This window comes from Streptomyces sp. NPDC046261, assembly GCF_040646235.1.
GTDB lineage: Bacteria > Actinomycetota > Actinomycetes > Streptomycetales > Streptomycetaceae > Streptomyces.
Window position 1 is genome coordinate 321040 of sequence record NZ_JBEYZU010000001.1, and the last position, 24469, is coordinate 345508.

General features: G+C 73.0%; 28 protein-coding genes. 18 read left to right on the forward strand and 10 right to left on the reverse strand.

Features of this window, described 5'->3' with window-relative positions; genetic code table 11:
• Nucleotides 1–49 precede the first annotated feature (49 nt).
• Both dapE and ABZ956_RS01505 read left to right on the forward strand, forming a co-directional pair.
• Nucleotides 50–1129 carry a succinyl-diaminopimelate desuccinylase gene (gene dapE, locus ABZ956_RS01500; RefSeq protein ID WP_361885231.1) on the forward strand — a complete coding sequence of 360 codons (1080 nt, stop codon included), beginning with the start codon at nucleotides 50–52 and terminating at the stop codon, nucleotides 1127–1129.
• A gap of 93 nt (nucleotides 1130–1222) precedes the next feature.
• Nucleotides 1223–1972: a TIGR00730 family Rossman fold protein gene (locus ABZ956_RS01505; protein WP_361885233.1), complete on the forward strand. Its 750-nt coding sequence runs from the start codon at nucleotides 1223–1225 to the stop codon at nucleotides 1970–1972.
• Nucleotides 1973–2066: 94 nt separating this feature from the next.
• Here the strand turns inward: ABZ956_RS01505 and folP are convergent, their stop codons facing one another.
• Nucleotides 2067–2927: a dihydropteroate synthase gene (folP, locus tag ABZ956_RS01510; RefSeq protein ID WP_361885234.1), complete on the reverse strand. Its 861-nt coding sequence runs from the start codon at nucleotides 2925–2927 to the stop codon at nucleotides 2067–2069.
• 106 nt (nucleotides 2928–3033) lie between these two features.
• Between folP and ABZ956_RS01515 the strand changes: the two genes are divergently transcribed.
• Nucleotides 3034–3480 carry a cell division protein DivIVA gene (locus tag ABZ956_RS01515; protein ID WP_361885236.1) on the forward strand — a complete coding sequence of 149 codons (447 nt, stop codon included), beginning with the start codon at nucleotides 3034–3036 and terminating at the stop codon, nucleotides 3478–3480.
• Nucleotides 3477–4073 carry a DNA-3-methyladenine glycosylase I gene (locus ABZ956_RS01520; protein WP_361885238.1) on the forward strand — a complete coding sequence of 199 codons (597 nt, stop codon included), beginning with the start codon at nucleotides 3477–3479 and terminating at the stop codon, nucleotides 4071–4073. Before ABZ956_RS01515 ends, ABZ956_RS01520 begins: the two co-directional genes overlap by 4 nt.
• 53 nt (nucleotides 4074–4126) lie before the next feature.
• On the opposite strand, the gene ABZ956_RS01525 is transcribed toward ABZ956_RS01520, so the two are convergent.
• Nucleotides 4127–4927 (reverse strand): enoyl-CoA hydratase-related protein, encoded by an 801-nt coding sequence (locus ABZ956_RS01525; RefSeq protein ID WP_361885240.1) that lies wholly within the window; start codon nucleotides 4925–4927, stop codon nucleotides 4127–4129.
• A 309-nt stretch (nucleotides 4928–5236) separates the two neighbouring features.
• Between ABZ956_RS01525 and ABZ956_RS01530 the strand changes: the two genes are divergently transcribed.
• On the forward strand, nucleotides 5237–5404 hold the full coding sequence (locus ABZ956_RS01530) for a DUF3117 domain-containing protein (RefSeq protein WP_003985072.1): 168 nt from the start codon (nucleotides 5237–5239) through the stop codon (nucleotides 5402–5404).
• A 103-nt stretch (nucleotides 5405–5507) separates the two neighbouring features.
• Here ABZ956_RS01530 and ABZ956_RS01535 read toward each other — a convergent pair whose 3' ends face one another.
• A complete protein-coding gene (locus tag ABZ956_RS01535) occupies nucleotides 5508–6176 on the reverse strand; it encodes a class I SAM-dependent methyltransferase (RefSeq protein ID WP_361885242.1) in 669 nt (222 codons plus the stop codon).
• Between the two features lie 176 nt (nucleotides 6177–6352).
• On the opposite strand from ABZ956_RS01535, the gene sigE reads away from it, so the two are divergent.
• The 5 genes from sigE to ABZ956_RS01560 all read left to right on the forward strand — a co-directional run bounded on the left by sigE (nucleotide 6353) and on the right by ABZ956_RS01560 (nucleotide 10855).
• Nucleotides 6353–7129, forward strand: coding sequence for an RNA polymerase sigma factor SigE (gene sigE / locus ABZ956_RS01540; RefSeq protein WP_361885245.1), 777 nt, complete (start codon nucleotides 6353–6355; stop codon nucleotides 7127–7129).
• Complete coding sequence (locus ABZ956_RS01545) at nucleotides 7126–7893, forward strand: zf-HC2 domain-containing protein (protein ID WP_361885248.1); 768 nt, start codon at nucleotides 7126–7128, stop codon at nucleotides 7891–7893. Before sigE ends, ABZ956_RS01545 begins: the two co-directional genes overlap by 4 nt.
• A gap of 104 nt (nucleotides 7894–7997) precedes the next feature.
• Nucleotides 7998–9494 (forward strand): trypsin-like peptidase domain-containing protein, encoded by a 1497-nt coding sequence (locus ABZ956_RS01550; RefSeq protein WP_361885250.1) that lies wholly within the window; start codon nucleotides 7998–8000, stop codon nucleotides 9492–9494.
• Nucleotides 9495–9600: 106 nt separating this feature from the next.
• Complete coding sequence (locus ABZ956_RS01555; RefSeq protein WP_361885253.1) at nucleotides 9601–10044, forward strand: sec-independent translocase; 444 nt, start codon at nucleotides 9601–9603, stop codon at nucleotides 10042–10044.
• Nucleotides 10045–10159: 115 nt separating this feature from the next.
• A complete protein-coding gene (locus tag ABZ956_RS01560) occupies nucleotides 10160–10855 on the forward strand; it encodes a hypothetical protein (protein WP_361885256.1) in 696 nt (231 codons plus the stop codon).
• Between the two features lie 59 nt (nucleotides 10856–10914).
• Here the strand turns inward: ABZ956_RS01560 and ABZ956_RS01565 are convergent, their stop codons facing one another.
• Genes ABZ956_RS01565 through ABZ956_RS01575 form a run of 3 tightly spaced genes read right to left on the reverse strand, consistent with a single transcriptional unit; the run spans nucleotide 10915 to nucleotide 13971 of the window.
• Complete coding sequence (locus ABZ956_RS01565) at nucleotides 10915–12072, reverse strand: Mrp/NBP35 family ATP-binding protein (RefSeq protein ID WP_361885259.1); 1158 nt, start codon at nucleotides 12070–12072, stop codon at nucleotides 10915–10917.
• Between the two features lie 44 nt (nucleotides 12073–12116).
• A complete protein-coding gene (locus ABZ956_RS01570; RefSeq protein ID WP_361885262.1) occupies nucleotides 12117–12686 on the reverse strand; it encodes a DUF1003 domain-containing protein in 570 nt (189 codons plus the stop codon).
• Entirely contained in the window at nucleotides 12673–13971 is a 1299-nt protein-coding gene (locus tag ABZ956_RS01575) for a CBS domain-containing protein (RefSeq protein ID WP_361885264.1), read from the reverse strand. The genes ABZ956_RS01570 and ABZ956_RS01575 overlap by 14 nt, the downstream gene beginning before the upstream one ends.
• 180 nt (nucleotides 13972–14151) lie before the next feature.
• On the opposite strand from ABZ956_RS01575, the gene ABZ956_RS01580 reads away from it, so the two are divergent.
• Nucleotides 14152–14922, forward strand: a complete 771-nt coding sequence (locus ABZ956_RS01580; protein WP_361885267.1) for a hypothetical protein — start codon at nucleotides 14152–14154, stop codon at nucleotides 14920–14922.
• 17 nt (nucleotides 14923–14939) lie between these two features.
• On the opposite strand, the gene ABZ956_RS01585 is transcribed toward ABZ956_RS01580, so the two are convergent.
• A complete protein-coding gene (locus ABZ956_RS01585) occupies nucleotides 14940–15446 on the reverse strand; it encodes a hypothetical protein (RefSeq protein ID WP_361885270.1) in 507 nt (168 codons plus the stop codon).
• A 188-nt stretch (nucleotides 15447–15634) separates the two neighbouring features.
• Between ABZ956_RS01585 and ABZ956_RS01590 the strand changes: the two genes are divergently transcribed.
• Entirely contained in the window at nucleotides 15635–16504 is an 870-nt protein-coding gene (locus tag ABZ956_RS01590) for a DMT family transporter (protein WP_361886624.1), read from the forward strand.
• 4 nt (nucleotides 16505–16508) lie between these two features.
• On the opposite strand, the gene corA is transcribed toward ABZ956_RS01590, so the two are convergent.
• Complete coding sequence (gene corA, locus ABZ956_RS01595; RefSeq protein WP_361885273.1) at nucleotides 16509–17618, reverse strand: magnesium/cobalt transporter CorA; 1110 nt, start codon at nucleotides 17616–17618, stop codon at nucleotides 16509–16511.
• 490 nt (nucleotides 17619–18108) lie between these two features.
• On the opposite strand from corA, the gene ABZ956_RS01600 reads away from it, so the two are divergent.
• The 4 genes from ABZ956_RS01600 (at nucleotide 18109) to ABZ956_RS01615 (ending at nucleotide 21214) form a co-directional block, all read left to right on the forward strand.
• Entirely contained in the window at nucleotides 18109–18705 is a 597-nt protein-coding gene (locus ABZ956_RS01600) for a suppressor of fused domain protein (protein ID WP_361885276.1), read from the forward strand.
• A 110-nt stretch (nucleotides 18706–18815) separates the two neighbouring features.
• Complete coding sequence (locus ABZ956_RS01605) at nucleotides 18816–19457, forward strand: DUF6758 family protein (protein ID WP_361885279.1); 642 nt, start codon at nucleotides 18816–18818, stop codon at nucleotides 19455–19457.
• Between the two features lie 102 nt (nucleotides 19458–19559).
• Nucleotides 19560–20423: a PHP domain-containing protein gene (locus ABZ956_RS01610; protein ID WP_361885282.1), complete on the forward strand. Its 864-nt coding sequence runs from the start codon at nucleotides 19560–19562 to the stop codon at nucleotides 20421–20423.
• 185 nt (nucleotides 20424–20608) lie between these two features.
• A complete protein-coding gene (locus ABZ956_RS01615) occupies nucleotides 20609–21214 on the forward strand; it encodes a MarC family protein (RefSeq protein WP_361885285.1) in 606 nt (201 codons plus the stop codon).
• A 74-nt stretch (nucleotides 21215–21288) separates the two neighbouring features.
• Here the strand turns inward: ABZ956_RS01615 and ABZ956_RS01620 are convergent, their stop codons facing one another.
• On the reverse strand, nucleotides 21289–21441 hold the full coding sequence (locus ABZ956_RS01620) for a hypothetical protein (protein ID WP_177338129.1): 153 nt from the start codon (nucleotides 21439–21441) through the stop codon (nucleotides 21289–21291).
• 166 nt (nucleotides 21442–21607) lie between these two features.
• Here ABZ956_RS01620 and ABZ956_RS01625 point away from each other — a divergent pair, with 166 nt between their 5' ends.
• Together ABZ956_RS01625 and ABZ956_RS01630 are read left to right on the forward strand one after the other, a co-directional pair.
• Nucleotides 21608–22549, forward strand: a complete 942-nt coding sequence (locus ABZ956_RS01625; RefSeq protein ID WP_361885288.1) for an NYN domain-containing protein — start codon at nucleotides 21608–21610, stop codon at nucleotides 22547–22549.
• A gap of 190 nt (nucleotides 22550–22739) precedes the next feature.
• Nucleotides 22740–23522 carry a VOC family protein gene (locus tag ABZ956_RS01630; RefSeq protein ID WP_361885291.1) on the forward strand — a complete coding sequence of 261 codons (783 nt, stop codon included), beginning with the start codon at nucleotides 22740–22742 and terminating at the stop codon, nucleotides 23520–23522.
• A 6-nt stretch (nucleotides 23523–23528) separates the two neighbouring features.
• On the opposite strand, the gene ABZ956_RS01635 is transcribed toward ABZ956_RS01630, so the two are convergent.
• The gene (locus tag ABZ956_RS01635; RefSeq protein ID WP_361885294.1) at nucleotides 23529–24386 is read right to left on the reverse strand and encodes an alpha/beta fold hydrolase; all 858 of its coding nucleotides are present in this window, start codon (nucleotides 24384–24386) and stop codon (nucleotides 23529–23531) included.
• Between the last annotated feature and the right edge of the window lie 83 nt (nucleotides 24387–24469).

Sequence of the window (24469 nt, forward strand, 5' to 3'; positions counted from 1 at the left end):
GCTCCCCGGCGGCCCTGGACCTCGACGGCACCCGCGTTAGGCTCGCGGCATGGATCACGCCGCACTGGACCTGTCCCTCGACGCCGCCGCCCTCACCGCCCAGCTCGTCGACTTCCGCTCCGAAAGCGGTGACGAGAAGGCCCTCGCCGACGCCATCGAGCAGCGGCTGCGCGCCCTGCCGCACCTGAGCGTCGACCGGCACGGCAACAACGTCGTCGCGCGCACGAACCTCGCACGCGCCGAGCGGGTCATCCTGGCCGGCCACATCGACACCGTCCCGATAGCGGACAACGTGCCCTCGCGGCTGGACGAGAACGGCGTCCTGTGGGGCTGCGGCACCAGCGACATGAAGTCCGGCGTCGCCGTGCAGCTGCGCATCGCCGCGACCGTCCCCGAGCCCAACCGCGACCTGACGTTCGTCTTCTACGACAACGAAGAGGTCGCCGCCCACCTCAACGGCCTCGGGCACGTCGCCGCGGCCCACCCCGACTGGCTGGAGGGCGACTTCGCCGTCCTGCTGGAGCCGTCCGACGCCCAGGTCGAGGGCGGCTGCCAGGGCACCCTGCGGGTGCTGCTGCGCCTGCGGGGGGAGCGCGCCCACTCCGCGCGCAGCTGGATGGGGTCCAACGCCGTCCACGCCGCCGCCCCGGTCCTCGCCCGCCTCGCCGCGTACGAGCCGCGCCGTCCGGTCGTCGACGGGCTCGAGTACCACGAGGGCCTCAACGCCGTGGGCATCACCGGCGGCGTCGCGACCAACGTCATCCCGGACGAGTGCACCGTGACGGTGAACTTCCGCTACGCCCCCGACCGCACCGAGGAGGAGGCGCTCGCGCACGTCCGCGAGGTCTTCGACGGCTGCGGCGTCGCCGAGTTCGTGGTCGACGACCACGCGGGCGGCGCCCGCCCCGGCCTCACCCACCCGGCCGCCGAGGCATTCATGGCGGCCGTCGGCGGCACGGCCCGGCCCAAGTTCGGCTGGACCGACGTCGCGCGCTTCAGCGCGCTGGGCGTCCCCGCCGTCAACTACGGTCCGGGCGACCCCCTGTACGCCCACAAGCGGGACGAGCACGTGGTCGCCGAGAGGATCACGCACTGCGAGGAGCGGCTGCGCGCCTGGCTCACCGCCTGACGGCCGGTGGCCGCGGTGGTCCCGGGCCTACGCTGAGGCGCAACGAATCCGACGATCTGCGGGTCGGACGATCCGCAGCGGAGGGAGCACGGTATGGGCAATTCCGAGACGCCGCGCGTGCGGCGGGAGCAGCGGCGGGGGCCGGTCGTGCGCCGGCTGGGCCAGATGCAGGCGGGCACCACCGACCAGCACCTGCTCGACACCAGGGGAACGGCCGACTGGGTGCACGAGGACCCGTTCCGGGTCCTGCGCATCCAGTCCGAGTTCGTCGAGGGCTTCGGCGCGCTCGCCGAATTGCCCCCGGCCATCAGTGTGTTCGGATCGGCCCGTACGAGGCCGGGCACGCCGGAGTACGAGCAGGGGGTGGCCATCGGGCGCGGCCTGGTCGAGGCGGGCTTCGCGGTCATCACCGGCGGCGGTCCCGGCGCGATGGAGGCCGCGAACAGGGGCGCCATGGAGGCGGGCGGCGTGTCCGTGGGCCTGGGCATCGAGCTGCCCTTCGAGCAGGGGCTCAACCCGTATGTGAACCTCGGCGTCGACTTCCGCTACTTCTTCGTGCGCAAGACGATGTTCGTGAAATACGCGAGCGGGTTCGTGGTGCTGCCCGGCGGCCTGGGCACGCTGGACGAGCTGTTCGAGGCGCTCACCCTCGTCCAGACCAAGAAGGTCACCCGCTTCCCGATCGTCCTGTTCGGCACCGCCTACTGGCAGGGCCTGCTCGACTGGCTCAAGGGCACCCTCGTCGCCGAGGGCAAGGCGGGCCCGGCGGACCTGCAGCTGTTCCACGTCACGGACGACGTGGAGGAGGCGATCGGGGTCGTCACCAAGGAAGCGGGCACCTGACCCCTCCCGCACGGGCCCGGCGAGTCCCCGGCGGCCCGCCGCCGGGGGCCGGCGGGAACCCGCCGGCGGCCGCATGGGGCCCAGGGTCCGGCGGTCAGGCCAGGCCGCGCCGGGCGACCGCCGGGGGGCGGTGCCCCGCGATGGAGGCCACCATGTCCAGCACCTGCTTCGTCTCCGCCACCTCGTGGACGCGGTAGACCTGGGCGCCCAGCCACGCCGAGACCGCCGTCGTCGCCAGCGTGCCGAGCACCCGTTCCTTGACCGGCTTGTCGAGCGTCTCGCCGACGAAGTCCTTGTTCGACAGCGAGACGAGCACGGGCCAGCCCGTCGCGGCCATCTCGCCCAGCCGGCGGGTGGCCTCGAGCGAGTGGCGGGTGTTCTTCCCGAAGTCGTGGCCCGGGTCGATCATGATGCCGTCGCGGCGCACGCCCAGCTCCACGGCCCGCTCGGCCAGGCCCAGCGTCACGCGCAGGATGTCCGCCATCACGTCGTCGTAGGCGGTCCGGTGCGGGCGGGTGCGCGGCTCGACACCGCCCGCGTGCGTGCACACCAGGCCCGCGCCGTAACGGGCCGCCACCTCGGCCAGCTTGGGGTCCACGCCGCCCCACGCGTCGTTCAGCACGTCGGCACCCGCCTCGCAGACGGCCTCGCCCACGTCGTGGCGCCAGGTGTCGACGCTGATGACCACGTCGGGGTGGCGGCGCCGCACCTCCGCCACGAAGCCGACCGTGCGGCGGGCCTCCTCCTCGGCGGTGACCTCCGCGCCGGGGCCCGCCTTGACCCCGCCGATGTCGATGATGGCCGCGCCCTCGGCGACCGCCTGGTCCACCCGGGCCAGCGCGGGCTCGTCGCGGAACGTGGCCCCCTGGTCGTAGAAGGAGTCGGGCGTCCGGTTCACGATCGCCATGATCACCGGCTCGTGAGCGTCGAACTCGCGTCGTCCCAGCCGCAGCATCTTCCGTACTCCCTCTCCGTGGTCCGCCAGCGACCTTAACTGTCAGTGCGGCATGGCACGATCAGGGTGGACGGATTGGCTGACGGAGGACGACGGGGAGACGGCCGTGTTCTGGTTCTTGCTCATCGCGCTGGTCGTGGTGGTGGCCGCGGTCACGCTCGCCGTCGCCGGAGGTGGCGACGGCACCGCCACCGGCGGGCTGCCCGAGCCCGCGCCGGACCGCATGGCCTGGCCCCTGCCGCTGGGCCGGCCCGTGGGCCGCGCCGATGTGGAGGCGCTGCGCCTGCCGATGGTGCTGCGCGGCTACCGCATGGCGGACACCGACGACGTCCTGGACCGGCTCGGCGCCGAGCTGGCCGAGCGGGACGCCCGGATCGCCGAGCTCGAGACCGCCCTCGCCGGCGCCCAGGCCGCCGCGATAGGGGGCCGCCACGGCCACGCCGGCCGCGGGGACGCGGAGCCCGGGCGGCCGGCGGACGGCGCCGAGGAGGCCGGCGGGCCCGGCAGCGGGGCCGCGGGCCCCGGCGAGGGGGAGAAGGGGGACGCGTCATGACCGACGGGGGAGTGGTCGTCGGGCCGGACGGGCTGCCGCGCTGCCCCTGGGGCCTGGAGGCGGAGTCCAGGGCGGACTACCGCGCCTATCACGACACGGAGTGGGGCCGCCCGGTGCACGGCGACGACGCCCTGTACGAGCGGATATGCCTGGAAGCCTTCCAGTCGGGGCTGTCGTGGCTGACGATCCTGCGCCGCCGCGAGGGCTTCCGGGCCGCCTTCGCCGGCTTCTCCATCGCCAAGGTGGCGGCGTTCACGGACGCCGACGCGGAGCGGCTGCTGGCCGACCCCGCCATCATCCGCAACCGCGCGAAGATCGCGGCGGCGATAGCCAACGCCCAGGCCGCGGCGCGGCTGGCCCCCGGCGAGCTCGACGAGCTCGTCTGGTCGTACGCGCCGGACGTGACGGGGCGGCCGGTGCCGGGGACGTTCGCGGACGTGCCGGCGGTGACACCCGAGTCCACGGCCCTGGCCAAGGAGCTCAAGAAGCGCGGCTTCCGGTTCGTGGGGCCGACGACGGCGTACGCGCTGATGCAGGCGTGCGGGCTGGTGAACGACCACCTGGCCGGCTGCCACGCGCGGGCGACGGCCTGAAGGCTCCGGCGCCGGACGGGCCGTGTGGGCCCGCCCGTCGTCCGGGGCCGCCCTCAGCGGCCCACGAACCTCGGCTTCTCCTTGTTCAGGAAGGCCGCCACCGCGATCCCGTGGTCCTCGGAGGCGCCGGCGCGGCCCTGGAGCTCGTCCTCCTTGGCCAGCGTGTCGGCCAGTGCGTGCTCCGCGCCGTACGCGAGGGACTCCTTGATCGCCGCGTAGGCCCCGGTCGGGCCGGCGGCGAGCCGGCGGGCCACGCCCTCCGCCGTGGCGGCCAGCTCCGCCGCCGGGACGACCTGCTGGGCGATGCCCAGCTCGTACGCCTCCTGGGCGCTCACATTGCGGGGGAAGAGCAGCAGGTCCGCCGCCCGGCCGTGGCCGATGAGGCGGGGCAGCGTCCAGGAGACGCCCGAGTCGGCGGTGAGGGCGACTCCGGCGAAGGAGGTGTTGAAGGCGGCCGAGTCGGCGACCACGCGGTAGTCGGCGGCGAAGGCGAAGCCCGCGCCCGCGCCGGCAGCGACGCCGTTGACCCCGGCGACGACCGGCTTCGGCATCCGGGTGATGGCGGTGACGATGGGGTTGTAGTGGTCCTTGACCGTGTCCATGGTCGTCCGGGTGCCGTGCTCACGGTCGGCGGCCAGCGAGGCCACGTGCTCCTTGAGGTCCTGCCCGACGCAGAAGGCACGCCCGGTGGCGGTCAGCAGCACGGCCCGTACGGCCGTGTCCCCGCCGGCCCGGTGCAGGGCGTCGCGGAGGGCGACCTTGGTCTCCGTGTCCAGCGCGTTCATGGCGTCCGGGCGGTTCAGCGTGATCGTCGCGAGCCCGTCTGCCACCTCGTACAGCACGGTGTCGGCCATGGTGCGGTCCCTCCCTGGTTCGGCTGTGGTCAGCGCCAGCATGCCGGAGATCATCAGGGGCCGATATGTGACCTGCGTCAAACAATCGAGTGCCGCTATGTCCCTGAGGGCGACGCAGGAACGGAGCGTGATCCCCGAATTGAGTGGTTTTGCGGCAGCGCGTTGCCGAAGGGATGCGGACCGATGTTGGTCATTGGGTCGCGCGATGCGGGATAATGACCTGGAAGCAATGTGTTCGATGCCGGTGACGCGTGCCCTTCCATAGGGCCGTCGGCTGACGATGAGCTGGTTTCAGGAAGGGGAACGAGCATGGCGGCCATGAAGCCGCGGACGGGCGATGGCCCGCTCGAGGTGACCAAGGAGGGGCGGGGCATCGTCATGCGGGTTCCGCTCGAGGGCGGCGGTCGTCTCGTCGTCGAGCTGACCCCCGACGAGGCCAAGGCTCTCGGCGAGGCCCTGGAGAAGGTCACTGTCTGACGCACAGGCCCACGATTCCCGCACCGCCCCGGCAGCCGGTTCCACCGGCCACCGGGGCGGCGGCGTATCCGGCGCCCGCCCCGGGGTCCGAGGGGTGGTCCGCTCAGGCGCCGCGCCGCACCGCGCACAGCAGCCCGTCGCCGACCGGCAGTAGGGACGGCACCAGTGCCGTGGACTCCCGCACGGCCCGCAACAATTCGCGCAGACGCTGCACCTCGGCGGGCGGCAGGGCCGAGTCGACCGTGCGGCCGTCCGCGAAGACCCCCTCGAAACACACCAGCCCGCCGGGGCGCAGCAGGCGCAACGATTCGGCTAGGTAGTCGAGGCACTCCAGCCGGTCACCGTCGCAGAAGACCAGGTCGTAGCCCCCGTCGGCGAGGCGCGGCAGCACCTCCAGCGCCCGGCCGGGGATGAAGCGCGCCCGGTTGCCGGCGAAGCCGGCGGCGCGGAACGCCTGCCGGGCGAGCTGCTGGCACTCCGGGTCGCTGTCGACCGTCGTGAGCACGCCGTCCGGGCGCATGCCGTGCAGGAGGTGGATGCCGGAGACCCCGGTGCCGGTGCCGATCTCGGCGACGGCCTTGGCGTCCGCAGCGGCGGCGAGCAGGCGCAGCGCCGCGCCGGTGCCGTTCGAAACCGAGCGGAGCCCTGCCTCGTAGGCCCGGTCCCGGGCCCAGCGCAGCGCCTCGTCCTCGGCGACGAACACATCGGCGAACGCCCAGCTCGTCTGCTGGTTGCCGGTAATGGCCCTCTCCTGTCCCCGTAGTCCACGCAACCGTGACTGTATCCGCTGCCCACGGGAACCCGCAGATGGGACCGGGCGTTGGGAAGGGCGGAGGGGCCGCGGCGCGGCGGGAACCGCGGGCGTCGGCCGGGCGTCAGGGATCACAGCAGATCAAGACCAAAAAGCGGGTCAAAAATACTTATCCGGAGCTAACGGGCGAGGTGGATATGGTAGGGGCTCCACTGGACACCACCAGAGCCGACAGGGGAGGTGCGGCTGCGGGTGGCGACCGCCGGGGCGTGCTCAGGCGCTTCCGCAGGTCCGCTCCCGAGCCGAAATCCGTGACCGACACCGCTGACCGTTCCCACACCGCAGACTCCGCAACCACCGCGACTTTCGCCACCGATGCGGACACGCAGGCGTGGACACCTCCCACCTGGGAGGAGATCGTCAGCACGCACAGCGCACGGGTCTACCGCCTCGCCTACCGCCTCACGGGCAATCAGCACGACGCCGAGGACCTGACGCAGGAGGTCTTCGTCCGCGTCTTCCGCTCGCTGTCCACGTACACCCCGGGCACGTTCGAGGGGTGGCTGCACCGCATCACCACCAACCTCTTCCTGGACATGGTCCGGCGCCGCCAGCGCATCCGCTTCGACGCGCTCGGCGAGGACGCCGCCGAGCGGCTCCCCAGCCGCGAGCCCTCCCCCCAGCAGCACTTCAACGACACGCACTTCGACGCCGACGTCCAGCAGGCGCTGGACACCCTCGCACCGGAGTTCCGCGCCGCGGTCGTCCTGTGCGACATCGAGGGGCTCTCCTACGAGGAGATCGCCGCGACGCTGGGCGTCAAGCTCGGCACCGTGCGCAGCCGCATCCACCGCGGCCGCTCCCACCTGCGCAAGGCGCTCCAGCACCGCTCGCCCGCCGCCCGGGCCGAGCAGCGCGCCGTAGCGGGTGTGGTCCCCGGCTTTCCGATGGGTGGGGAGGTAGGGATCGCGTGAGCGGTTCAGGCGGTCTGTCCCCCGCCGAGCACCATCTCGGCGACCGCCTCGCGGCCCTGGTCGACGGGGAGTTGGGACACGATTCGCGGGAGCGGGTGCTGGCGCACCTCGCCACCTGCTGGAAGTGCAAAGCCGAGGCCGACGCGCAGCGCCGGCTCAAGAGCGTGTTCGCGGAGGCCGAGCCTCCACCGCTCTCCGATTCCCTGCTCGCCCGCCTGCAGGGCCTGCCGGGCGACCGGATCGGGGGCGGCGACCGCGCCGGCGGCGGTGATGGCCCGGACGACGGCAGAGCCGGCTCCGTCGGCCGTATGGAGGCGTTCGCCCTGCTCCCGGTGGGTCCCCTGCCCCGTGAGCGCGGCTTCCGCATCCATGAGGTCGAGCCGCGTGGCGCCGCGCGCGGCCGCCGGTTCGCCTTCGCGGCCGCCGGAGCCGTATCGCTGGCCGCGTTCGCGCTGGTCGGGGCCCAGCCCCTGGAGACGGCCGAGGCGCCCCGGGCCCGCGGGGGTGGCCCGAGCGCCGCGACGACCTCGCTCGCGATGACGCCGGGCGAGGCCCGCGAGGAGCGCGACCTCAGCCGTACGCGGCCCGCCGCGAAGGAGCTGCCCGCGCCCCTGACGGCCGCCCCGGTGGCCGCCGGCGTCGCGCTGCTGCGCCCCTCGCGCGCACCGGTGCTGCCGCCGCTGGTCCTCACCTCCCACACCCATCCCGCACCGTCCGTGGCCCAGCCCCAGGCGGCCCCGGGCCGGACGGCCGCCGCCCCCTGATCGCGGCCTACTCCCCCCTCCGCACCCAGGGGAGGACCTGGTGTAATCGTCTGTGGGGCGCGGGTGCCACCGGCATGCGCGCCCTCGGACGAACGGGGAGAACAATGGACGAGGGGAAGGCGCGGGAGCCCGGGCCCAAGCCGCAGTGGTGGAGCCGTCGGCGCCGCGATCCCGCTGACTGGCCCCTGCCGGAACCGGCAGCTCCGGCAGCTCCGCCGGTTCCGCACCCGGATGCCGCCACCGGCCCTGAGCACGGCGGTGCCCCCGCCCCCCTGCACGCGCCCGACCCGTACGGCACCCCGCCCTACGGACGGCCCGGGCCCTGGGCGCCCGCGCCGCCCGTGCAGCGGCCCGTGGTGACCCCGGCGCACGGCACGCAGGTGCCGCCCGAGCCCTCGGCGTACCCGCCGGCCGGGCCCGCCCCGGTCCCGCAGGGGCCGTGGCAGTACGACCCGTGGGCGGCGGCAGCCGCGCGCGGGCCGCGGGAGAAGGCGGCCACCTCGCTGACGCGGGGCAGGATCCTGGCGGGCGCCGTGGCCGTGGCCCTGGTCGCCGGCGCCACCGGCGCCGGGATCGGGGTCTACCTGGAGCGGGACGGCGGGGTGTCCCGGGTGACGCTGCCCCAGGCGGCGCCCGGCAAGAGCGACCGCGCACCCGGCAGCATCGCGGGCATCGCCGCCCGCGCCCTGCCCGGCGTCGTGACGATCCATGTGCGCGGCGGCGGCGAGGGCGGCACGGGCACCGGCTTCGTGCTCGACGACAAGGGCCACATCCTCACCAACAACCACGTCGTCCAGCCCGCCGGCTCCGACGGCTCCATATCCGTCACGTTCAACGGCGGCCAGACCGCCAGGGCCACCCTCGTGGGCCGGGACGGCGGCTACGACCTGGCCGTCATCAAGGTCTCCGGGGTCTCCGGCCTCACCCCCTTGCCGCTCGGCAACTCCGACTCGGTGCGCGTCGGCGACTCCGTCGTCGCCATCGGCGCACCCTTCGACCTGGCGGGCACGGTCACCACCGGCATCATCAGCGCCAAGGAGCGGCCGATCACCGCGGGCGGCAAGAAGCAGGACGGCAGCGACATCAGCTACGTCGACGCCCTGCAGACCGACGCCCCGATCAACCCGGGCAACTCCGGCGGCCCCCTCATGGACTCCTCGGCCCGCGTCATCGGCATCAACAGCGCCATCCGCTCCGTCGGCGACTCCGGGGCCGGTGGCCAGGGCGGCAGCATCGGCCTGGGCTTCGCCATCCCGGTCAACCAGGCCAAGCGGGTCGCCGAGGAACTGATCAACACCGGCCGGGCCACCCATCCCGTCATCGGCGTCTCCCTCGACATGGGCTACGCGGGTGACGGCGCCCGGGTGAACACCGACACCGCCAGGACCCCGGCCGTGAGCCGCGGCGGGCCCGCCGACAAGGCGGGCATCCAGCCCAGGGACGTCATCAGGAAGGTGGACGGGGTGCCCGTCCACAGTGGCCAGGAGCTCATCGTCAAGATCCGTAGCCACCGTCCCGGTGACACGCTCACCCTCACGGTGGAGCGCGACGGCAAGGAGCGCACCGTACGGCTGACCCTGGGGTCGGCGAGCACCCGCTGAGCCTTCGCCGGGCGTTGGCCGAGGTGTCTCCCGCGGTGACCGCCCGGCCAGGTACCGTGATAGGTGGCCGGACCCTGGCCACCGACGCCCCAAGGAGCTGTGCAACGTGCTCGACATAGGACCCCTCGAGCTGGTCGCGCTCGTCGTCCTCGCCGTGCTCATCTTCGGCCCCGACAAGCTGCCGAAGGTGATCCAGGATGTGTCGCGCACGCTGCGCAAGATCCGGCAGTTCTCCGAGAGCGCCAAGGAGGACATCCGCTCCGAGCTCGGACCCGAGTTCAAGGACTTCGAGTTCGAGGACCTCAACCCCAAGACCTTCGTCCGCAAGCACGTGCTGGACAAGGACGAGCTGGGGCTGAAGGAGATCCGCAACGGCTTCGACTTCACGTCCGAGATGGCCGAGGTCACCGACGCGGTGCACGGCCGTCCGGCCGACCCGGCGGCGCCCGCCCCGTCGGCGTCCGCCGGTTCCGGTACCCCCGACCTGCTGAAAAAGCGGGAGAACCCGCAGTCCGGCGGCCATCCGCCGTTCGACGCCGACGCCACCTGAGCCCGCGTATGCGGGGCCCCATTGACGGGGGTGGCTATCCTCCCTTTGTTTGGGGTGTGTCGCCCGCGGGGCGGACGCGCCCAGAACAAAGGGGCTACGAGGAGGCGCCGCACAGATGGAGACGACGAGTCGGGTAGGGGCGCAGGGGGTCGGTACGTCCGACGATTCCGCCGTGGACGGGCAGGGAGTGCCACAGGGCGGTCCCGGCACCCGGCGCTCGGTCGACGGCTACCTTCTGGCGTCGTTCCCCTGGTACGGCCTGGACGAGGCCTACACCGGGCCGCGCTGGCTGATGCAGGTCGGCGCCGCGGCCGACGGCACCGTGGAGCACGGGGCCACGGGCCACGGCGCGGAGCCCTCGCTGCGGATGGGGCGCGTCGAGCACGACACGGGCACGCAGCGCTTCGCGGTCGTGGTGACCGTGGCCAGCCGCCCGGTGCGGCGCAGCGCGGACGGTACGGGCGTGCTGGAGGCCACCTCGGTCTCCTCGGCCGCCTGGCTCGCCGGCTCGGGCCTGCTGGCCTGCACCTGGCCCGCGCAGATGGAGCGCGCCCTGCGCCAGGACTGGCTGGACCAGCAGACGGCCCTCGCCTGGGAACTGGCGGACCGGCTGGACGAGGCGCCCTGGTCGACGCTGTCGCTGCCGGTGGACGGCGTGCCGACCGACTTCCGCTACCGCGAGTCCGAGTACGGCTGGGTCCTGGCCGGCTCGGCCGAGGGCGGCGTCCACGTGGGCGCGTACGGCCGGGGCATGAGCGCGTACGGGATGGGCTTCTCCGTGATCAAGGACATCACGACGTACGAGCACTGAGCGGTAAGGGGCGGCCTCCAAGGAGGCCGCCCCTTACCCAGCGGGTCTCGCGCGGGTGATCAGAACTTGTTGCGCGGGGTGATGCCCAGCGACATGCCGGACAGGCCGCGCTGGCGGCCGCCGAGCTTGCCGGCGATGGCCCGCAGCGCGCTGCCGGCCGGGGAGTCCGGGTCGGTCAGGACGACGGGCTTGCCCTCGTCGCCGCCCTCGCGCAGGCGGACGTCGATGGGGATCGAGCCCAGCACCGGAACGTTCGCGCCCGTGGTGCGCGTCAGGCCCTCGGCGACCTTCTGGCCGCCGCCCGTGCCGAAGACGTCGACCATCTCGTCGCAGTGCGGGCACGGCAGCCCGGACATGTTCTCCACGACACCGACGATCTTCTGGTGGGTCTGCACGGCGATCGACCCCGCCCGCTCGGCGACCTCGGCGGCGGCCTGCTGAGGGGTCGTCACCACCAGGATCTCGGCGTTGGGCACCAGCTGGGCCACGGAGATGGCGATGTCACCGGTGCCCGGCGGCAGGTCCAGCAGCAGGACGTCCAGGTCGCCCCAGTACACGTCCGCGAGGAACTGCTGCAGCGCGCGGTGGAGCATCGGGCCACGCCAGACCACGGGGGCGTTGCCCGGGGTGAACATCCCGATGGAGATCACCTTCACACCATTGGCCGAAGGCGGCATGATCATGTTCTCGACCTGGGTGGGACGGCCGTCCGCACCCAGCATGCGGGGCACCGAGTGGCCGTAGATGTCGGCGTCGACGACGCCGACCTTCAGGCCGTCGGCCGCCATGGCCGCCGCCAGGTTGACCGTCACCGAGGACTTGCCGACGCCGCCCTTGCCGGAGGCGACGGCGTACACGCGCGTCAGCGAACCCGGCTTGGCGAAGGGCACCTCGCGCTCGGCCTGGCCGCCGCGCAGCGAGGCCGCCAGCTCGCGCCGCTGCTCGTCGCTCATCACGTCGAGCTCGACGCTGACGCCCGTGACGCCCGCGACGCGGGAGACCGCCTCGCTCACCCGGCTGATGATCGTCTCCCGCATGGGGCAGCCGGAGACCGTCAGGTAGACCGCTACCGCGACCGAACCGTCCGCCGCGATCTCCACCGATTTGACCATCCCGAGGTCGGTGATGGGTCGCTGGATCTCGGGGTCGTTCACCGTCGCGAGCGCGGCGCGGACCGCGTCCTCGCTCGGAGACGTTCCGTTCACATCGGTAGCCATAGGGACGATGGTACGGCGCATGAGGGGGCCTCCGGAAAGGCCGGTCAACGGTCGCGTTCCTCACTCTCCTCCGGGAATACCCGGCGCTGTTCCAGCTCCTTGACCAGGTCCTGGAACTCCGAGCGGATCCAGTCGCGGGTGGCCACCTCGCCCAGGCCCATGCGCAGTGCCGCGATCTCCCGCGTCAGGTACTCCGTGTCCGCGATGGACCGCTCGTTCTGCTTGCGGTCCTGCTCGAGGTTGACCCGGTCGCGGTCGTCCTGCCGGTTCTGCGCGAGCAGGATCAGCGGCGCGGCGTAGGAGGCCTGCAGCGACAGCATCAGGGTCAGGAAGATGAACGGGTACGAGTCCCACCGCAGGCGCTCGGGCGCCGAGGTGTTCCACACCACCCACAGGATGATGACGACCGTCATCCAGACGATGAACCGCCCGGTGCCCAGGAACCGCGCGATCCGCTCCGAGGTCCGCCCGAACGCCTCCGGGTCGTACTCCGGCAGCCAGGCGCGCCGGCGCACCAGGGGCAGGTCCAGCCGGACCCGGGGCGGGTGCGGCCGCTCGTGCGCCGGCGCCCGCTCCCGCGGCTCGGCGCGGTCGGTGCGCTCAGCCCCGCCCATCGGCCACCTCCGGCAGATCGCTCATGCCGAGGGCGCCCTGCAGGAGCTCGGTCTCCCGCCAGTCGGCGGGCAGCAGATGGTCCAGCACGTCGTCGACGGTCACCGCGCCGAGCAGCGAGCCGCTGTCGTCCACGACGGGCGCGGCGACCATGTTGTACGTCGCCAGGTAGCTGGTCACGGCCGGCAGCGGGGTGTCCGGCGGCAGCGGGCGCAGATCGGTGTCGGTGATCGAGCCGACGAGCGCGAAGGGCGGGTCGCGCAGCAGCCGCTGGAAGTGGACGGTGCCCAGGTACTTGCCGGTGGGGGTCTCGTCCGGCGGCCGGCAGACGTAGACCTGTGCGGCGAGCGCGGGGGACAGGTCGGGGTTGCGGACCCGGGCGAGGGCGTCGGCGACGGTCGCGTCCGGGCGCAGCACGATCGGCTCGGTGGTCATCAGGCCGCCGGCCGTGTGCTCCTCGTAGGCCAGGAGCCGGCGCACGTCCGCCGCGTCGTCCGGCTGCATGAGGGTCAGCAGCCGCTCCTTCTCCTCCTCGGGCAGTTCGGAGAGGAGGTCGGCAGCGTCGTCGGGGTCCATGGCCTCCAGCACGTCGGCGGCCCGTTCCTCCTTGAGCTTGCCGAGGATCTCGATCTGGTCGTCCTCCGGCAGCTCCTCCAGGACGTCCGCGAGCCGGTCGTCGTCCAGGGCGGCCGCGACCTCGGCACGCCGCTTGGGGGAGAGGTGGTGCAGGACGTTGGCGAGGTCGGCGGGGCGCAGCCGCTCGAAGGTCGCCAGGAGGTTCTCGGCGCCCTGGCCGTGCTCCTCCAGGGAGAAGCCGGTGACCGCCGACCACTCGACCGTCAGCGTCTCGCCCTTGCGGCGCAGGGCGCCGCCCTTGCCCCGGCGCACGAAGACCTTGTCGATCTCCCAGTCGCGGCGGGCCGGCAGCTGGGTGATCGACACGTCGAGGACGGTGACGTCCTCGTCCGTGCCGACGAGCCGGACCCTGCGGTCGAGCAGCTCGCCGAGGACCAGCGTCTCCGTCGGCCGCTGTTCGAAGCGCCGCATGTTGACCACGCCGGTGGTGATGACCTGGCCCGACTCCACGCCGGTGACCCGGGTCATGGGGATGAAGACCCGTCGGCGGCTGACGACCTCCACCACGAGCCCCAGGACGCGCGGCGGCCGGCCGCCGACGCGGAGCATCGCCACGACGTCGCGCAACCTGCCCACCTGGTCGCCGTTGGGGTCGAAGACGGCCACGCCCGCGAGGTGCGAGACGAACACCCGGTGGGCGCCTGCTGCCATGCCGCGCACCTCCTCGCGTCCCGGGTGTCCGATTCAGGCTAACGTGACCGGCTTCGCCGGGCGCGGGAGAGGCGGCCGTACGGACTCTTGGTACGACCTGTACGGACTCCCGGCTTCCGCTCCCGGGCGGCACGGGTACGCTGCCGCCGTACCCCACCGGTAACAGGAGGCAAGAGCGAGGTGCGAACCCGGAACGCGGCTCTCGTGGGGGCGCTGTGCGTCGGCCTGTCCGCGGCGCTCACGGCCTGCGGCGGTGGCGAGGACCCCGACGCGGGGACCAACGGCGTGGGCAAGCTCGAGCCCACCGTCATCCAGGACAAGGCCCGCGCCGCCGCGCGCGGCGCGGAGACCGTCCACCTGTCCGGAAACGTCGTCAGCCAGGGACGGACGTACCGCCTCGACATGCGGCTGAAGAAGAACGGCGGCACGGGGCGGGTCTCCTCCTCCGGCGACACCGCCTTCGAGCTGCTGCGGGTGGGCGACGCCCTGTACCTGAAGGCTCCGGCCGGCTTCTGGGCCAAGGGGGCCGCACCGTCGCCCTCGGCCAAGGCCGCGCCCACGGCCACGGCGGACGCGGCGGCGGCCGCGGGCAAGCTCGACGACAAGTACGTCAAGGTGCCCGCCGACGACCCCTCGTACCAGCAGCTCAAGGGCTTCACGGACAAGGACGTCCTGCTGGATGGGCTCATCGGCCTGCACGGCACGCTCGCCCGCGGCGAGCACGGCACGGTCGGCGGCGTCCGCACCATCCGCGTCACCGGCGCCAAGGGCGGCGGCGGCACGCTGGACGTCTCCCTCGTCGGCACGCCCTACCCCCTGCGCGTGCAGCGCGCCGGCGGCGCGGGCCAGCTGGAGCTGGACAGCTGGGGCAAGGACTTCGCCCTCGCCGTCCCGACGAAGGAACAGACCGTGGACTACGGCAAGCAGCTGCACATCCCCAGCGGGCGCTGACCGGGGCGGTACGCGCGTCAGCGGCCCTTGCGGCCCTTGCGCAGCAGCTTCGGGAGCGCTGCCGGCATCGGCAGGCGGGTCGTCGCCGGCGTGGACAGGGGCACCGCCGTCAGGGAGCCCGAGGGGAGGTCCACCGTGGTGCCGGACGGCGCCAGGCGCAGCACCCGGCACTCCCGCGCCCAGCGTTCCTCGAGCCGCTCGGCGTCCGGCGCGTTCAGGCGCTTGCCCTTGAGCTCGGCCACGGCGGCCGTCCATGCCTCGCCGCGGGCCGGGAGCTCGCTGACGGTCGCGGTCCAGGTCACGAGCCGGCCGCCCTTGTCCTTGCTGCGGACGGTGACGGTGGCCGTGGCGCCGTCCGTGAGGGCGAGGGCGTCCACGGGCTGCTCGCCGGGCCCGCCGACGATGTGGGCGGCGCCGTCGTGCCAGACGTGCCACAGCGCGCGGCTCGGCCCGGCCGGGCCCTGCACCCAGATGAGACCGGACTTCTTCGTGGCCTCTTCGATCAGTGCCTGCGTCATCGTCATGGCCTTACCTTAAGCGCCCGGCCCCGATCACCCAGCGGCATGCCTGGGCCTACGCTGGGGGCGTGAGTGCTGCCCGTACGCGCCGTGAGGCGATACCGACCGCCCCGGCCGCGCAGGTTCGCGCGGCAGCTCCGGCAGGCCCTTGCGCGCCTGCTGTTTCTCCCGCGTCCGTCCGGACCGAGCTCGTTCTGCTCGGGACCGCCGTCGCGGCGGTCTCCCTGTCCGCACCGCTCATCGCCGCCACCGCCGCCCCCGCCCTGGCCATCGCCTTCTGGCGCAACGCCATGGCCGTCGGCGCGCTCACCCCGCTCGCCCTGTGGCGGCACCGCACCGAACTGCGCGGCATCGGACGCCGGGCGACGCTGCTGGCTGTCGCCGCGGGCGCGCTGCTGGCGCTGCACTTCGGCGTCTGGCTGCCGAGCCTGCACATGACCTCGGTCGCCTCCTCGACCGCGCTGGTCACCACCACCCCCATCTGGACCACCCTGCTGCTGCGACTTCGCGGCCACCGCCCGCCGCCGCTGGTCTGGGCGGGCACCGGGCTCGCCTTCCTCGGCGTGGTGATCCTGACGGGCGTCGACCTCTCGCTGTCCCCCCGCGCCCTCGCCGGGGACGCCCTCGCCCTCGCGGGCGGCATGGCGGCGGCCGGGTACGTCCTGCTGGGCGCGGAGGTCAGGCGGACGGTGAGCACCATCGCCTACTCCTACGTCTGCTACGCGACCACCACCGTGCTGCTCCTGGCGACCTGCCTGCTGACGGGCACCACCCTCGGCGGTTACAGCGGGGAGACCTGGCTGAAGCTGGCCTTGCTCACGCTCACCGCGCAGCTGCTGGGTCACTCGCTGATCAACAGGGTGGTCAAGGGCCTCGGCCCCTCCGTCACCTCCACCGCGATCCTGCTGGAGACCCCCGGCGCGGCGCTGATCGCGGCGCTGTGGCTGGGGCAGCTGCCGCCGGCCGCGGCGTACCCCGCGCTTGCCGTGATCATGGCGGGCCTGGTGCTGGTGATCATGGGAGACCGGCGGCGGGCGCCCGTCCCTCCGGATGCCGGGGTCTGATCCCCTAGAGCCAGCCGTTCCGCTTGAAGCCCCGGTGGATCGTCACACAGATCGCGACCGTGACGGCCATGACCGCCGGATAGCCGTACTTCCAGTGCAGCTCCGGCATGTGGTCGAAGTTCATGCCGTAGATCCCGGCGATCATCGTCGGGACGGCGAAGATGGCCGCCCATGAGGTGATCTTGCGCATGTCCTCGTTCTGGGCGACGGACGCCTGCGCGAGGTTGGCCTGGAGGATGGAGTTGAGCAGGTCGTCGAAGGAGACCACCTGCTCGTGCACGCGCGCGAGGTGGTCGGCGACGTCGCGGAAGTACTTCTGGATGTCCGGCTCGATCAGCCGCATCGGTCGCTCGCTCAGCAGCTGCATCGGCCGCATCAGCGGGGTGACCGCCCGCTTGAACTCCAGGACTTCGCGCTTGAGCTGGTAGATGCGACCGGCGTCGCCGCCCCGCCGGCTGCCCTTGCCGGGGTCGGAGAAGACATCGATCTCCACCTCGTCGATGTCGTCCTGCACGGCGTCGGCCACGGCTATGTAGCCGTCGACCACCTGGTCGGCGATCGCGTGCAGGACGGCCGAGGGGCCCTTGGCGAGCAGCTGGGGGTCGTCCTGGAGCCGGTGGCGCAGCGCCCGCAGCGAGCCCTGGCCGCCGTGCCGGACGGTGATGATGAAGTCCCGGCCGGTGAAGCACATCACCTCGCCGGTCTCCACCACCTCGCTGGTGGCGGTGAGTTCGGCGTGCTCCACATAGTGGATGGTCTTGAAGACGGTGAAGAGCGTGTCGTCGTACCGCTCGAGCTTGGGCCGCTGGTGGGCGTGGACCGCGTCCTCCACCGCCAGCGGGTGCAGCCCGAACTCCCGCGCGATACCGGCGAACTCGTGCTCCGCGGGCTCGTGCAGCCCGATCCACGCGAAGCCGCCCTCGGCGCGCACCCGGCGCATGGCCTCCGCCGGGGCGACATGGTCGCTCACGCGCTTGCCGTCGCGGTAGACGGCACAGTCCACGACGGCGCTGCTGGCGGACGGGTCACGGGTGGCGTCGTAGCCGCCGCCCTGGACGGGCACCCGGCGCAGGGCGGGGCGGACCGCGGCACGCAGGTCACGGATCATCGACATGGCTGGCTCCTTCACGGGCCGGCCGCCAGCCGGTGACGCGGGGCGCAACGCTTCCTGAAACGTAGACGTGGTGGCCCCGAGGGGGCCGGCGTGCTGGTACGTCCGCAAATCGGGCGGCGCTTCGCGCGGCGCGTACAACTGACGGCAGTTCGCGGAGAACTTCGCAGAGAACACGGAACAAAGCGAGAGGCAGGCGCTCTTCCGCCAAATGCTGCGGGCGAGGAAGGACTTCCGGGACGACGCCGGCGGGAAGGCCGGGCTCGGAAGGCTTCAGATCACAAGGTGACGCGCGTCCGGAGCGGGAAGACGGGAGAACTGTCGGTACTGCACGGTCGACTAGGATCCACCGCAGCCCCACCTCCTCCGGCCGGTCCCCGCTGAGGGACGAACGTAACGCCTTGACCAGAGGTCGAGGCAAGGCAAGGCTAGCAGGAGTGCGAAGCGTCAAGGCCCCCCTTTGCCTGTTCGATACGCGTTCTATGCTCACTGCATGTCAGACGTTCTCGCACTCGTCGAGGCCCGGCTGGTGATGGCCCTGGGTGAACCGGACGCCCGCGCCGCGGTGACCTTCCTGGGCACGGACCGCGTCGAAGTCCTGCGTTTCCATGCCGCCGACGACGGCGGGGACGTCGTCCGCTACGCCACGCTCGGCATGTCCGCCCAGCCGATGACCGACCCCATGGCCGCCGTCGCCGACCCCTTGCGCGGCCCGCGCGCCGAGCTGCTGCTGTCGGTCCGCGCCGGCCGCGCCGACACCGACCAGGTGCTCCGCCCGCTGGCCGTGCTCGCCGCGTCCCCGCAGGTGGAGGGCGTCGTCGTGGCACCGGGCGCCTCGCTCGACACCGGTGAGCCGCTGTGGCCGGGCGCGCCGTTCACCTCCGTGCTCGTCGCCGAGCCCGGCGGCATCGTCGAGGACCTGGAGCTGGCGGAGCCGATGGATCCCGTCCGCTTCCTGCCCCTGCTGCCGATGACCGCCAACGAGGCCGCCTGGAAGCGCGTGCAGGGCGCGGCCGCGCTGCGGGAGCGCTGGCTGCGGCACGGCACGGACCTGCGTGACCCGCTGCGGGCCGGCGTACCGCTGGGCTGATCACCCGCGCGGCCGGTGGTGCGGGGAAGGCCGGAACGGTGTGGCGGTGTCGACTCCGGACGGGTGATCGTCCTTGACGGGAGGGCGGCCCGGTAGGACCGTTGGAGGCTATGAGGGGCGAACCCAGTTGCCCGAAGTGCGGTGGCCGGGTGCGAGCGCCCGGTCTCTTCGCCGACTCCTGGCAGTGCGCCGTGCACGGCACCGTGCACCCTCTGCAGCCGGTCGTCCCGCCCAGTGTCGAAGCGCTGGCCGTCGCGGTCCGCCGGGCCCGCGTGCCGGTCTGGATGCCCTGGCCGCTGCCTGTCGGCTGGCTCTTCACCGGCGTGGTCTGCGCGGGCGACGACCGCAGCGGCGGCCGGGCGACCACCGTCGCCTGCTCGGGGCCGAGCCCGCTCGGCGGCCCCGGTGAGCTGCTGCTCGTCGCCGAAGAGCTCGGCGTCGGCCTCGGCGCGCGCTACGCCGGCATCGACGGCCCCGACCCCGGCCCCTACCTGCGCGTGGACCGCTCGCCGCACGCCAAGGTGCACGCGGCCGGGCGCCCGACCCCCCTGTGGCACGTGGACAACGCGCCCGCCGACCGGGCCGTCTTCGCGGGCGAGGCCCGCGGGCTGTGGCTGTGGGCCATCGTCTGGCCGGAGCGCTCGGGCCTGCTGCTGTACGACGAGCTGGTCCTCACCGACCTGCGCGACGCCGGCGCCGAGGTGGACCTGGTGCCCTGCGGCGCCCTGTCGCCGCGCATCCTCGCCCCCTGAGCCACAAGGCGGCGACGGCCTCGGGGCGACGGTGATCGTTCGAACGACGGTTATCCTGAAGCGGTCCTGCCCGTTCCACCCGCCGTTGGGAGCCGTGTCGTCGTGCGCATCGACCTGCACACCCACTCCACGGCCTCGGACGGTACGGACACCCCCGCCGAGCTGGTCCGCAACGCGGCCGCCGCCGGGCTGGACGTCGTCGCCCTGACCGACCACGACGGGGTCGGCGGTCATGCCGAGGCCATCGCGGCCCTCCCCGCCGGGCTGACCCTGGTGACCGGAGCCGAGCTCTCGTGCCGGCTGAACGGCCCGGACGGCATGAGCCTGCACATGCTGGCCTACCTCTTCGACCCCGCGGAGCCGGTGTTCGCGCGCGAGCGCGAGCTGGTCCGCGACGACCGCGAACCCCGCGCCCGGACCATGGTCGCCAAGCTCAACGAGCTCGGCGTGCCCGTCTCGTGGGAGCGCGTCGCACAGCTCGCCGCCGGCGGCGCCGTGGGCCGGCCGCACGTGGCCAGCGCCATGGTCGAGCTCGGTGTGATCGACACGGTCTCCGACGCCTTCACCCCGCAGTGGCTCGCCGGGGGCGGCCGCGCGTACGCCGAGAAGCACGAACTGGACCCCTTCGAGGCGGTCCGCCTGGTCAAGGCCGCCGGCGGCGTCACCGTCCTGGCGCACCCGATGGCACGGGGGCGTGGTCACTGCGTGCCCGAGAGCGCGATAGCCGAGCTGGCCACCGCCGGACTGGACGGCATCGAGGTGGACCACATGGACCACGACGCCCCCACCCGGGCCCGGCTGCGCGGCCTCGCCGCCGAGCTCGGCCTGCTGACCACCGGCTCCAGCGACTACCACGGCAGCCGCAAGACCTGCCGCCTGGGCGAGTTCACGACCGACCCGGAAATCTACGGCGAGATCACCCGCCGCGCGACGGGCGCGTTCCCCGTCCCGGGCGCCGGCGGCTGACCGCCCCCTCACCCCCTGCCCGTACGGACGTCTTCGTACGGGTGACGGTGTGCGTACCCCCTCATCGCCGTTCCCGCGCACCGCGCGTGGCCGGCCGTACGAGCCCGTCCCCACCCTCCGCTACCCCCGCTACCCCGCTTCCTTCGTTTCGCTCCTGCTCGCACCACTCCCGCAAGGCCCTCACTGTGTTCGACATCGCTGTCTTCGGCTCCCTCTTCCTCACCCTGTTCGTGATCATGGACCCGCCCGGCATCACGCCGATCTTCCTGGCCCTCACCGCGGGCCGCCCCGCCAAGGTCCAGCGACGCATGGCCTGGCAGGCGGCCGTGGTCGCCTTCGGGGTGATCACCGTCTTCGGCATCTGCGGCCAGCAGATCCTGGACTACCTGCACATCACGACGCCGGCGCTGATGATCGCGGGCGGTCTGCTCCTGCTGCTCATCGCCCTGGACCTGCTCACCGGCAAGTCGGAGGAGCCGACGCAGACGAAGGACGTCAACGTCGCTCTCGTGCCGCTGGGCATGCCGCTGCTGGCGGGGCCCGGTGCGATCGTCTCCGTGATCCTGGCCGTCCAGCACGCCGACTCCGTCGCCTCCCAGGTCTCGGTCTGGTGCGCGATCGCCGCCATCCACCTCGTGCTGTGGCTGGTCATGCGCAACTCGCTGCACATCATCCGGGTGATCAAGGACGGTGGCGTGGTGCTGGTGACACGGCTCGCGGGCATGATGCTCTCGGCGCTCGCCGTGCAGCAGATCATCAACGGCATCACGCAGGTGATCGAGGCCCACTGAGCCGGGCGCGAAAAGAACACCCCCGTACGGTGGTCCGTACGGGGGTGTTCTGTCTGTGGGTCACGCGACGGGCGTTACCGGACCGCTGATTCGGCCGGGCGGATGTAGATGCGCTGGCCGATCGAGGCGGCCTGCTGCACGATCCGGTTGACGGAGGCGGCGTCCACGACGGTGCTGTCGACGGCCGTACCGTCGACGTCGTCCAGGCGCATGATCTCGAAGCGCAAGGCTTCTCCCTTCGTCTGATCCTCCTGAGGAGAACTATGAACAGTGACGCGCGCGGCGACAGTGCTGCGCGCGTTCATACGTGTCCAACGAGGTGACCGCTGCAAACATTCCCTACGCTAAAGAAATTTTTAACATGGCTAACCACTGACTGCTGGTGAGATCTGCATGAACGACCCGAACCACCCGCCCGGCAGCACCCGCCGGGTGGACCTCACCGACCTCGCCGCCGGCATCGAACGCACCAATGAGCTGCTCACCCGGGTGCTCGCCGAGGTCGCGACGACCCCCTCCACCCACGCGATCTTCGTCGACGCAGGCTACGTCTACGCCGCCGCGGGCCGCCTCGTCGCCGGCACCGAGGACCGGCGGGCCTTCACGCTCGACGCCGAAGGGCTGATCGAGGCCTTCATCGACAAGGCCCGCACGATCTTCCCCGACAGCCGCCTGCTGCGCGTCTACTGGTACGACGGCGCCCGCCGCCGCATCCACACCACCGAACAACAGAGCATCGCCGAGCTCCCCGACGTCAAGGTCCGCCTCGGCAACCTCAACGCCAACAACCAGCAGAAGGGCGTCGACTCCCTCATCCGCACCGACCTCGAATCCCTCGCCCGCCACCGCGCGATCAGCGACGCGGTCCTCATCGGCGGCGACGAGGACCTCGTCTCGGCGGTCGAGGCGGCCCAGGGCTACGGCGCCCGCGTCCACCTGTGGGGCATCGAGGCCATCGGCGGCCGCAACCAGGCCGAACCACTGCTGTGGGAGGTCGACAGCCAGCGCACCTTCGACCTCGAGTTCTGCCGCCCCTACGTCACGCGGCGCAGCAGCTACGAACCCTTCGGCGAGACCCCCGAACAGCCCGGCCCCGCCCCCTCCCGCGCCGACGTGCGCTTCGTCGGCGCCCAGGTGGCGGCGCAGTGGCTGGGCTCGCGCGGCCGGGCCTCGCTCGCCGAGCTGCTGCCCGGGCACCCGTACCTGCCCGGCACCGTCGACCAGGAACTGCTCGTCGAGGCCGAGGCACTGCTGGGGCTGTCCCTGCGCGGCCACGCGGACCTGCGCCGCGCGCTGCGGGACGGCTTCTGGGACCACCTGAGCACCCAGTACTGACGCGGGCGGCGCCGACCGGGTTGTACGCGCCACGAACCCGGCGCGCCCCGCGCGCGCCGGAATGCGCGGGCGGGACACGAGTGAAACCCTGGCAGGGGGTGGGTCGCGGCGTGGCCGGACGACCCCGGCGGACCGGCGCGACCTCCCGCGGGAACCACGGCACTGAGGAACAGAAACGAGGCGATCGGCCATGTCGGCCTCCGACGGCGCAGGGCTGGGGCAGCCCTGCTGGGTGAGCCTGCTGACCGCGGACCTCGCCTCCGCGCAGGACTTCTACGGCGCGGTGCTCGGCTGGAGCTTCCGCCCCGGCTCCCTGGGCGAGGGCTTCGCCGTGGCGATCTCCGACGGCAAACCCGTCGCCGGACTGAGCGACATCGTCAGCCGCATGGGCCTGTCCGCGTCCTGGACCTCCTACTTCGCCGTCGCCGACGCCGACACGGTGGCCTCACGGGTCCGCGAGCGCGGCGGCACCGTCGCGGTCGGCCCCCTCGCGGTCGGCCGCGGCCGTGTCGTACTGGCCGCGGACCCCGCCGGAGCCGTCTTCGGCTTCTGGGAGGGAACGCACCTGCCGGGCTGGCGCATCGGTGCGGGCGCCGCGCCCGCGTGGCTGGAGCTGCGCACCCGCGACGCCTTCGCCGCGGCCATGTTCTACGGCGAGATCTTCGACTGGGCCGTGGACCGGCCGCACCGCATCGAGGTCCGCTACGAGGACGACGCGGTGACGGTCCGCGCCGGCGAGCACACGGTGGCCTGCCTGCGCGGCGGGGCCATCGAGGCCGACCCCGACCCGCGCATCCGGCCGCGCTGGCACGTGTTCTTCCGCGTCGAGGACGTCGAGAAGGCCGTGGAGGCCGCCCTGGCCAACGGTGGCGCGGTCGTCTCCGAACCCTCCCACTCCCGCGTGGGCCGCGAGGCGACCCTGCGCGACCGCGAAGGCGCCCTCTTCACGGTCACCGTCAAGACCAGCTGCTAGCCGCCCTCAGACCGTCGCCCAGAAGTCGACGAGCGCCTCGGCCGTCGCGGCCGGCCGCTCGGCGTTGGGGGAGTGCCCCGCGCCCTGGACGACCGTCCGCCGCGCCGACAGCTCCTTCGCCATCGTGTCGATCTCCGGCACCGGCCAGGCGTAGTCCAGCGCCCCGGAGACCACGTGCTTGGGCAGCGGAACCCGCGCCAGCTCGGCGGTACGGTCCGGCTCGACGGTCAACTGGCGCCCTGTCGCGATCAGTTGCTCGGGCACGGTGCCCAGCCAGCGGCGGTGCAGGAACTCCGCGAGCGCCGGGGGAGTGTCGACGGCGTCCGCGCTCTCCGCGTCCTCCCGCCGCATCTCCTGCCAGACGCTCTCCATGTCCAGCACGCCGAGGGCGTGGATCAGACGCCGCGTACGGGCCTGCTGCGACGCGGAGATCGGGCCGGGGCCGCTGCTCATCACCGTCAGGGAGCGGAACGGCGAGGCGTCGGCGAGCACCGCGGCCCGTGCGATCAGCCCGCCCAGCGAGTGCCCGAGCAGATGCACGCCGCCGTCGCCGGCCACGGCGGCCGCCTGCGCGAGGACGTCGAGCGCCAACTCCGCCTGCCCGTAGGCGCTCTCGTCCCGCGGCCCCGGGCTCTCGTGCTGCCCCCGCCCGTCCACGGCCACGACCCGGTACCCGGCCGCCGCCAGCGGCTCCAGCAGCGCGACGAAGTCCTCCTTGCTGCCCGTGAAGCCCGGTACCAGCAGCGCCGTGCCGCGCGGCGGCGCCGTCGGCCGGGCGTCGTGCACGGCGAACTCGCCGCGTTCGGTGGTGAGGCGGTACGCGCGTGCGCACGCGGGCAAGGTGAGGAAGGGCGGCCTGCTCATGGCACGAGGCTAACGCGACGCCCGTTCGCCGAGAGGCGCCCGGGTACGCCGACGGCCGGTCACCCCGTGCGGGATGACCGGCC

Excerpts from the sequence above, each read along its gene's own strand:
- dapE (WP_361885231.1), top strand. The coding sequence starts at position 50 with ATGGATCACGCCGCACTGGACCTGTCCCTCGACGCCGCCGCCCTCACC.
- ABZ956_RS01505 (WP_361885233.1), top strand. The coding sequence starts at position 1,223 with ATGGGCAATTCCGAGACGCCGCGCGTGCGGCGGGAGCAGCGGCGGGGG.
- folP (WP_361885234.1), bottom strand. The coding sequence starts at position 2,927 with ATGCTGCGGCTGGGACGACGCGAGTTCGACGCTCACGAGCCGGTGATC.
- ABZ956_RS01520 (WP_361885238.1), top strand. The coding sequence starts at position 3,477 with ATGACCGACGGGGGAGTGGTCGTCGGGCCGGACGGGCTGCCGCGCTGC.
- ABZ956_RS01525 (WP_361885240.1), bottom strand. The coding sequence starts at position 4,927 with ATGGCCGACACCGTGCTGTACGAGGTGGCAGACGGGCTCGCGACGATC.
- ABZ956_RS01530 (WP_003985072.1), top strand. The coding sequence starts at position 5,237 with ATGGCGGCCATGAAGCCGCGGACGGGCGATGGCCCGCTCGAGGTGACC.
- sigE (WP_361885245.1), top strand. The coding sequence starts at position 6,353 with ATGGTAGGGGCTCCACTGGACACCACCAGAGCCGACAGGGGAGGTGCG.
- ABZ956_RS01550 (WP_361885250.1), top strand. The coding sequence starts at position 7,998 with ATGGACGAGGGGAAGGCGCGGGAGCCCGGGCCCAAGCCGCAGTGGTGG.
- ABZ956_RS01560 (WP_361885256.1), top strand. The coding sequence starts at position 10,160 with ATGGAGACGACGAGTCGGGTAGGGGCGCAGGGGGTCGGTACGTCCGAC.
- ABZ956_RS01565 (WP_361885259.1), bottom strand. The coding sequence starts at position 12,072 with ATGGCTACCGATGTGAACGGAACGTCTCCGAGCGAGGACGCGGTCCGC.
- ABZ956_RS01570 (WP_361885262.1), bottom strand. The coding sequence starts at position 12,686 with ATGGGCGGGGCTGAGCGCACCGACCGCGCCGAGCCGCGGGAGCGGGCG.
- ABZ956_RS01575 (WP_361885264.1), bottom strand. The coding sequence starts at position 13,971 with ATGGCAGCAGGCGCCCACCGGGTGTTCGTCTCGCACCTCGCGGGCGTG.
- ABZ956_RS01585 (WP_361885270.1), bottom strand. The coding sequence starts at position 15,446 with ATGACGATGACGCAGGCACTGATCGAAGAGGCCACGAAGAAGTCCGGT.
- corA (WP_361885273.1), bottom strand. The coding sequence starts at position 17,618 with ATGTCGATGATCCGTGACCTGCGTGCCGCGGTCCGCCCCGCCCTGCGC.
- ABZ956_RS01600 (WP_361885276.1), top strand. The coding sequence starts at position 18,109 with ATGTCAGACGTTCTCGCACTCGTCGAGGCCCGGCTGGTGATGGCCCTG.
- ABZ956_RS01605 (WP_361885279.1), top strand. The coding sequence starts at position 18,816 with ATGAGGGGCGAACCCAGTTGCCCGAAGTGCGGTGGCCGGGTGCGAGCG.
- ABZ956_RS01625 (WP_361885288.1), top strand. The coding sequence starts at position 21,608 with ATGAACGACCCGAACCACCCGCCCGGCAGCACCCGCCGGGTGGACCTC.
- ABZ956_RS01630 (WP_361885291.1), top strand. The coding sequence starts at position 22,740 with ATGTCGGCCTCCGACGGCGCAGGGCTGGGGCAGCCCTGCTGGGTGAGC.
- ABZ956_RS01635 (WP_361885294.1), bottom strand. The coding sequence starts at position 24,386 with ATGAGCAGGCCGCCCTTCCTCACCTTGCCCGCGTGCGCACGCGCGTAC.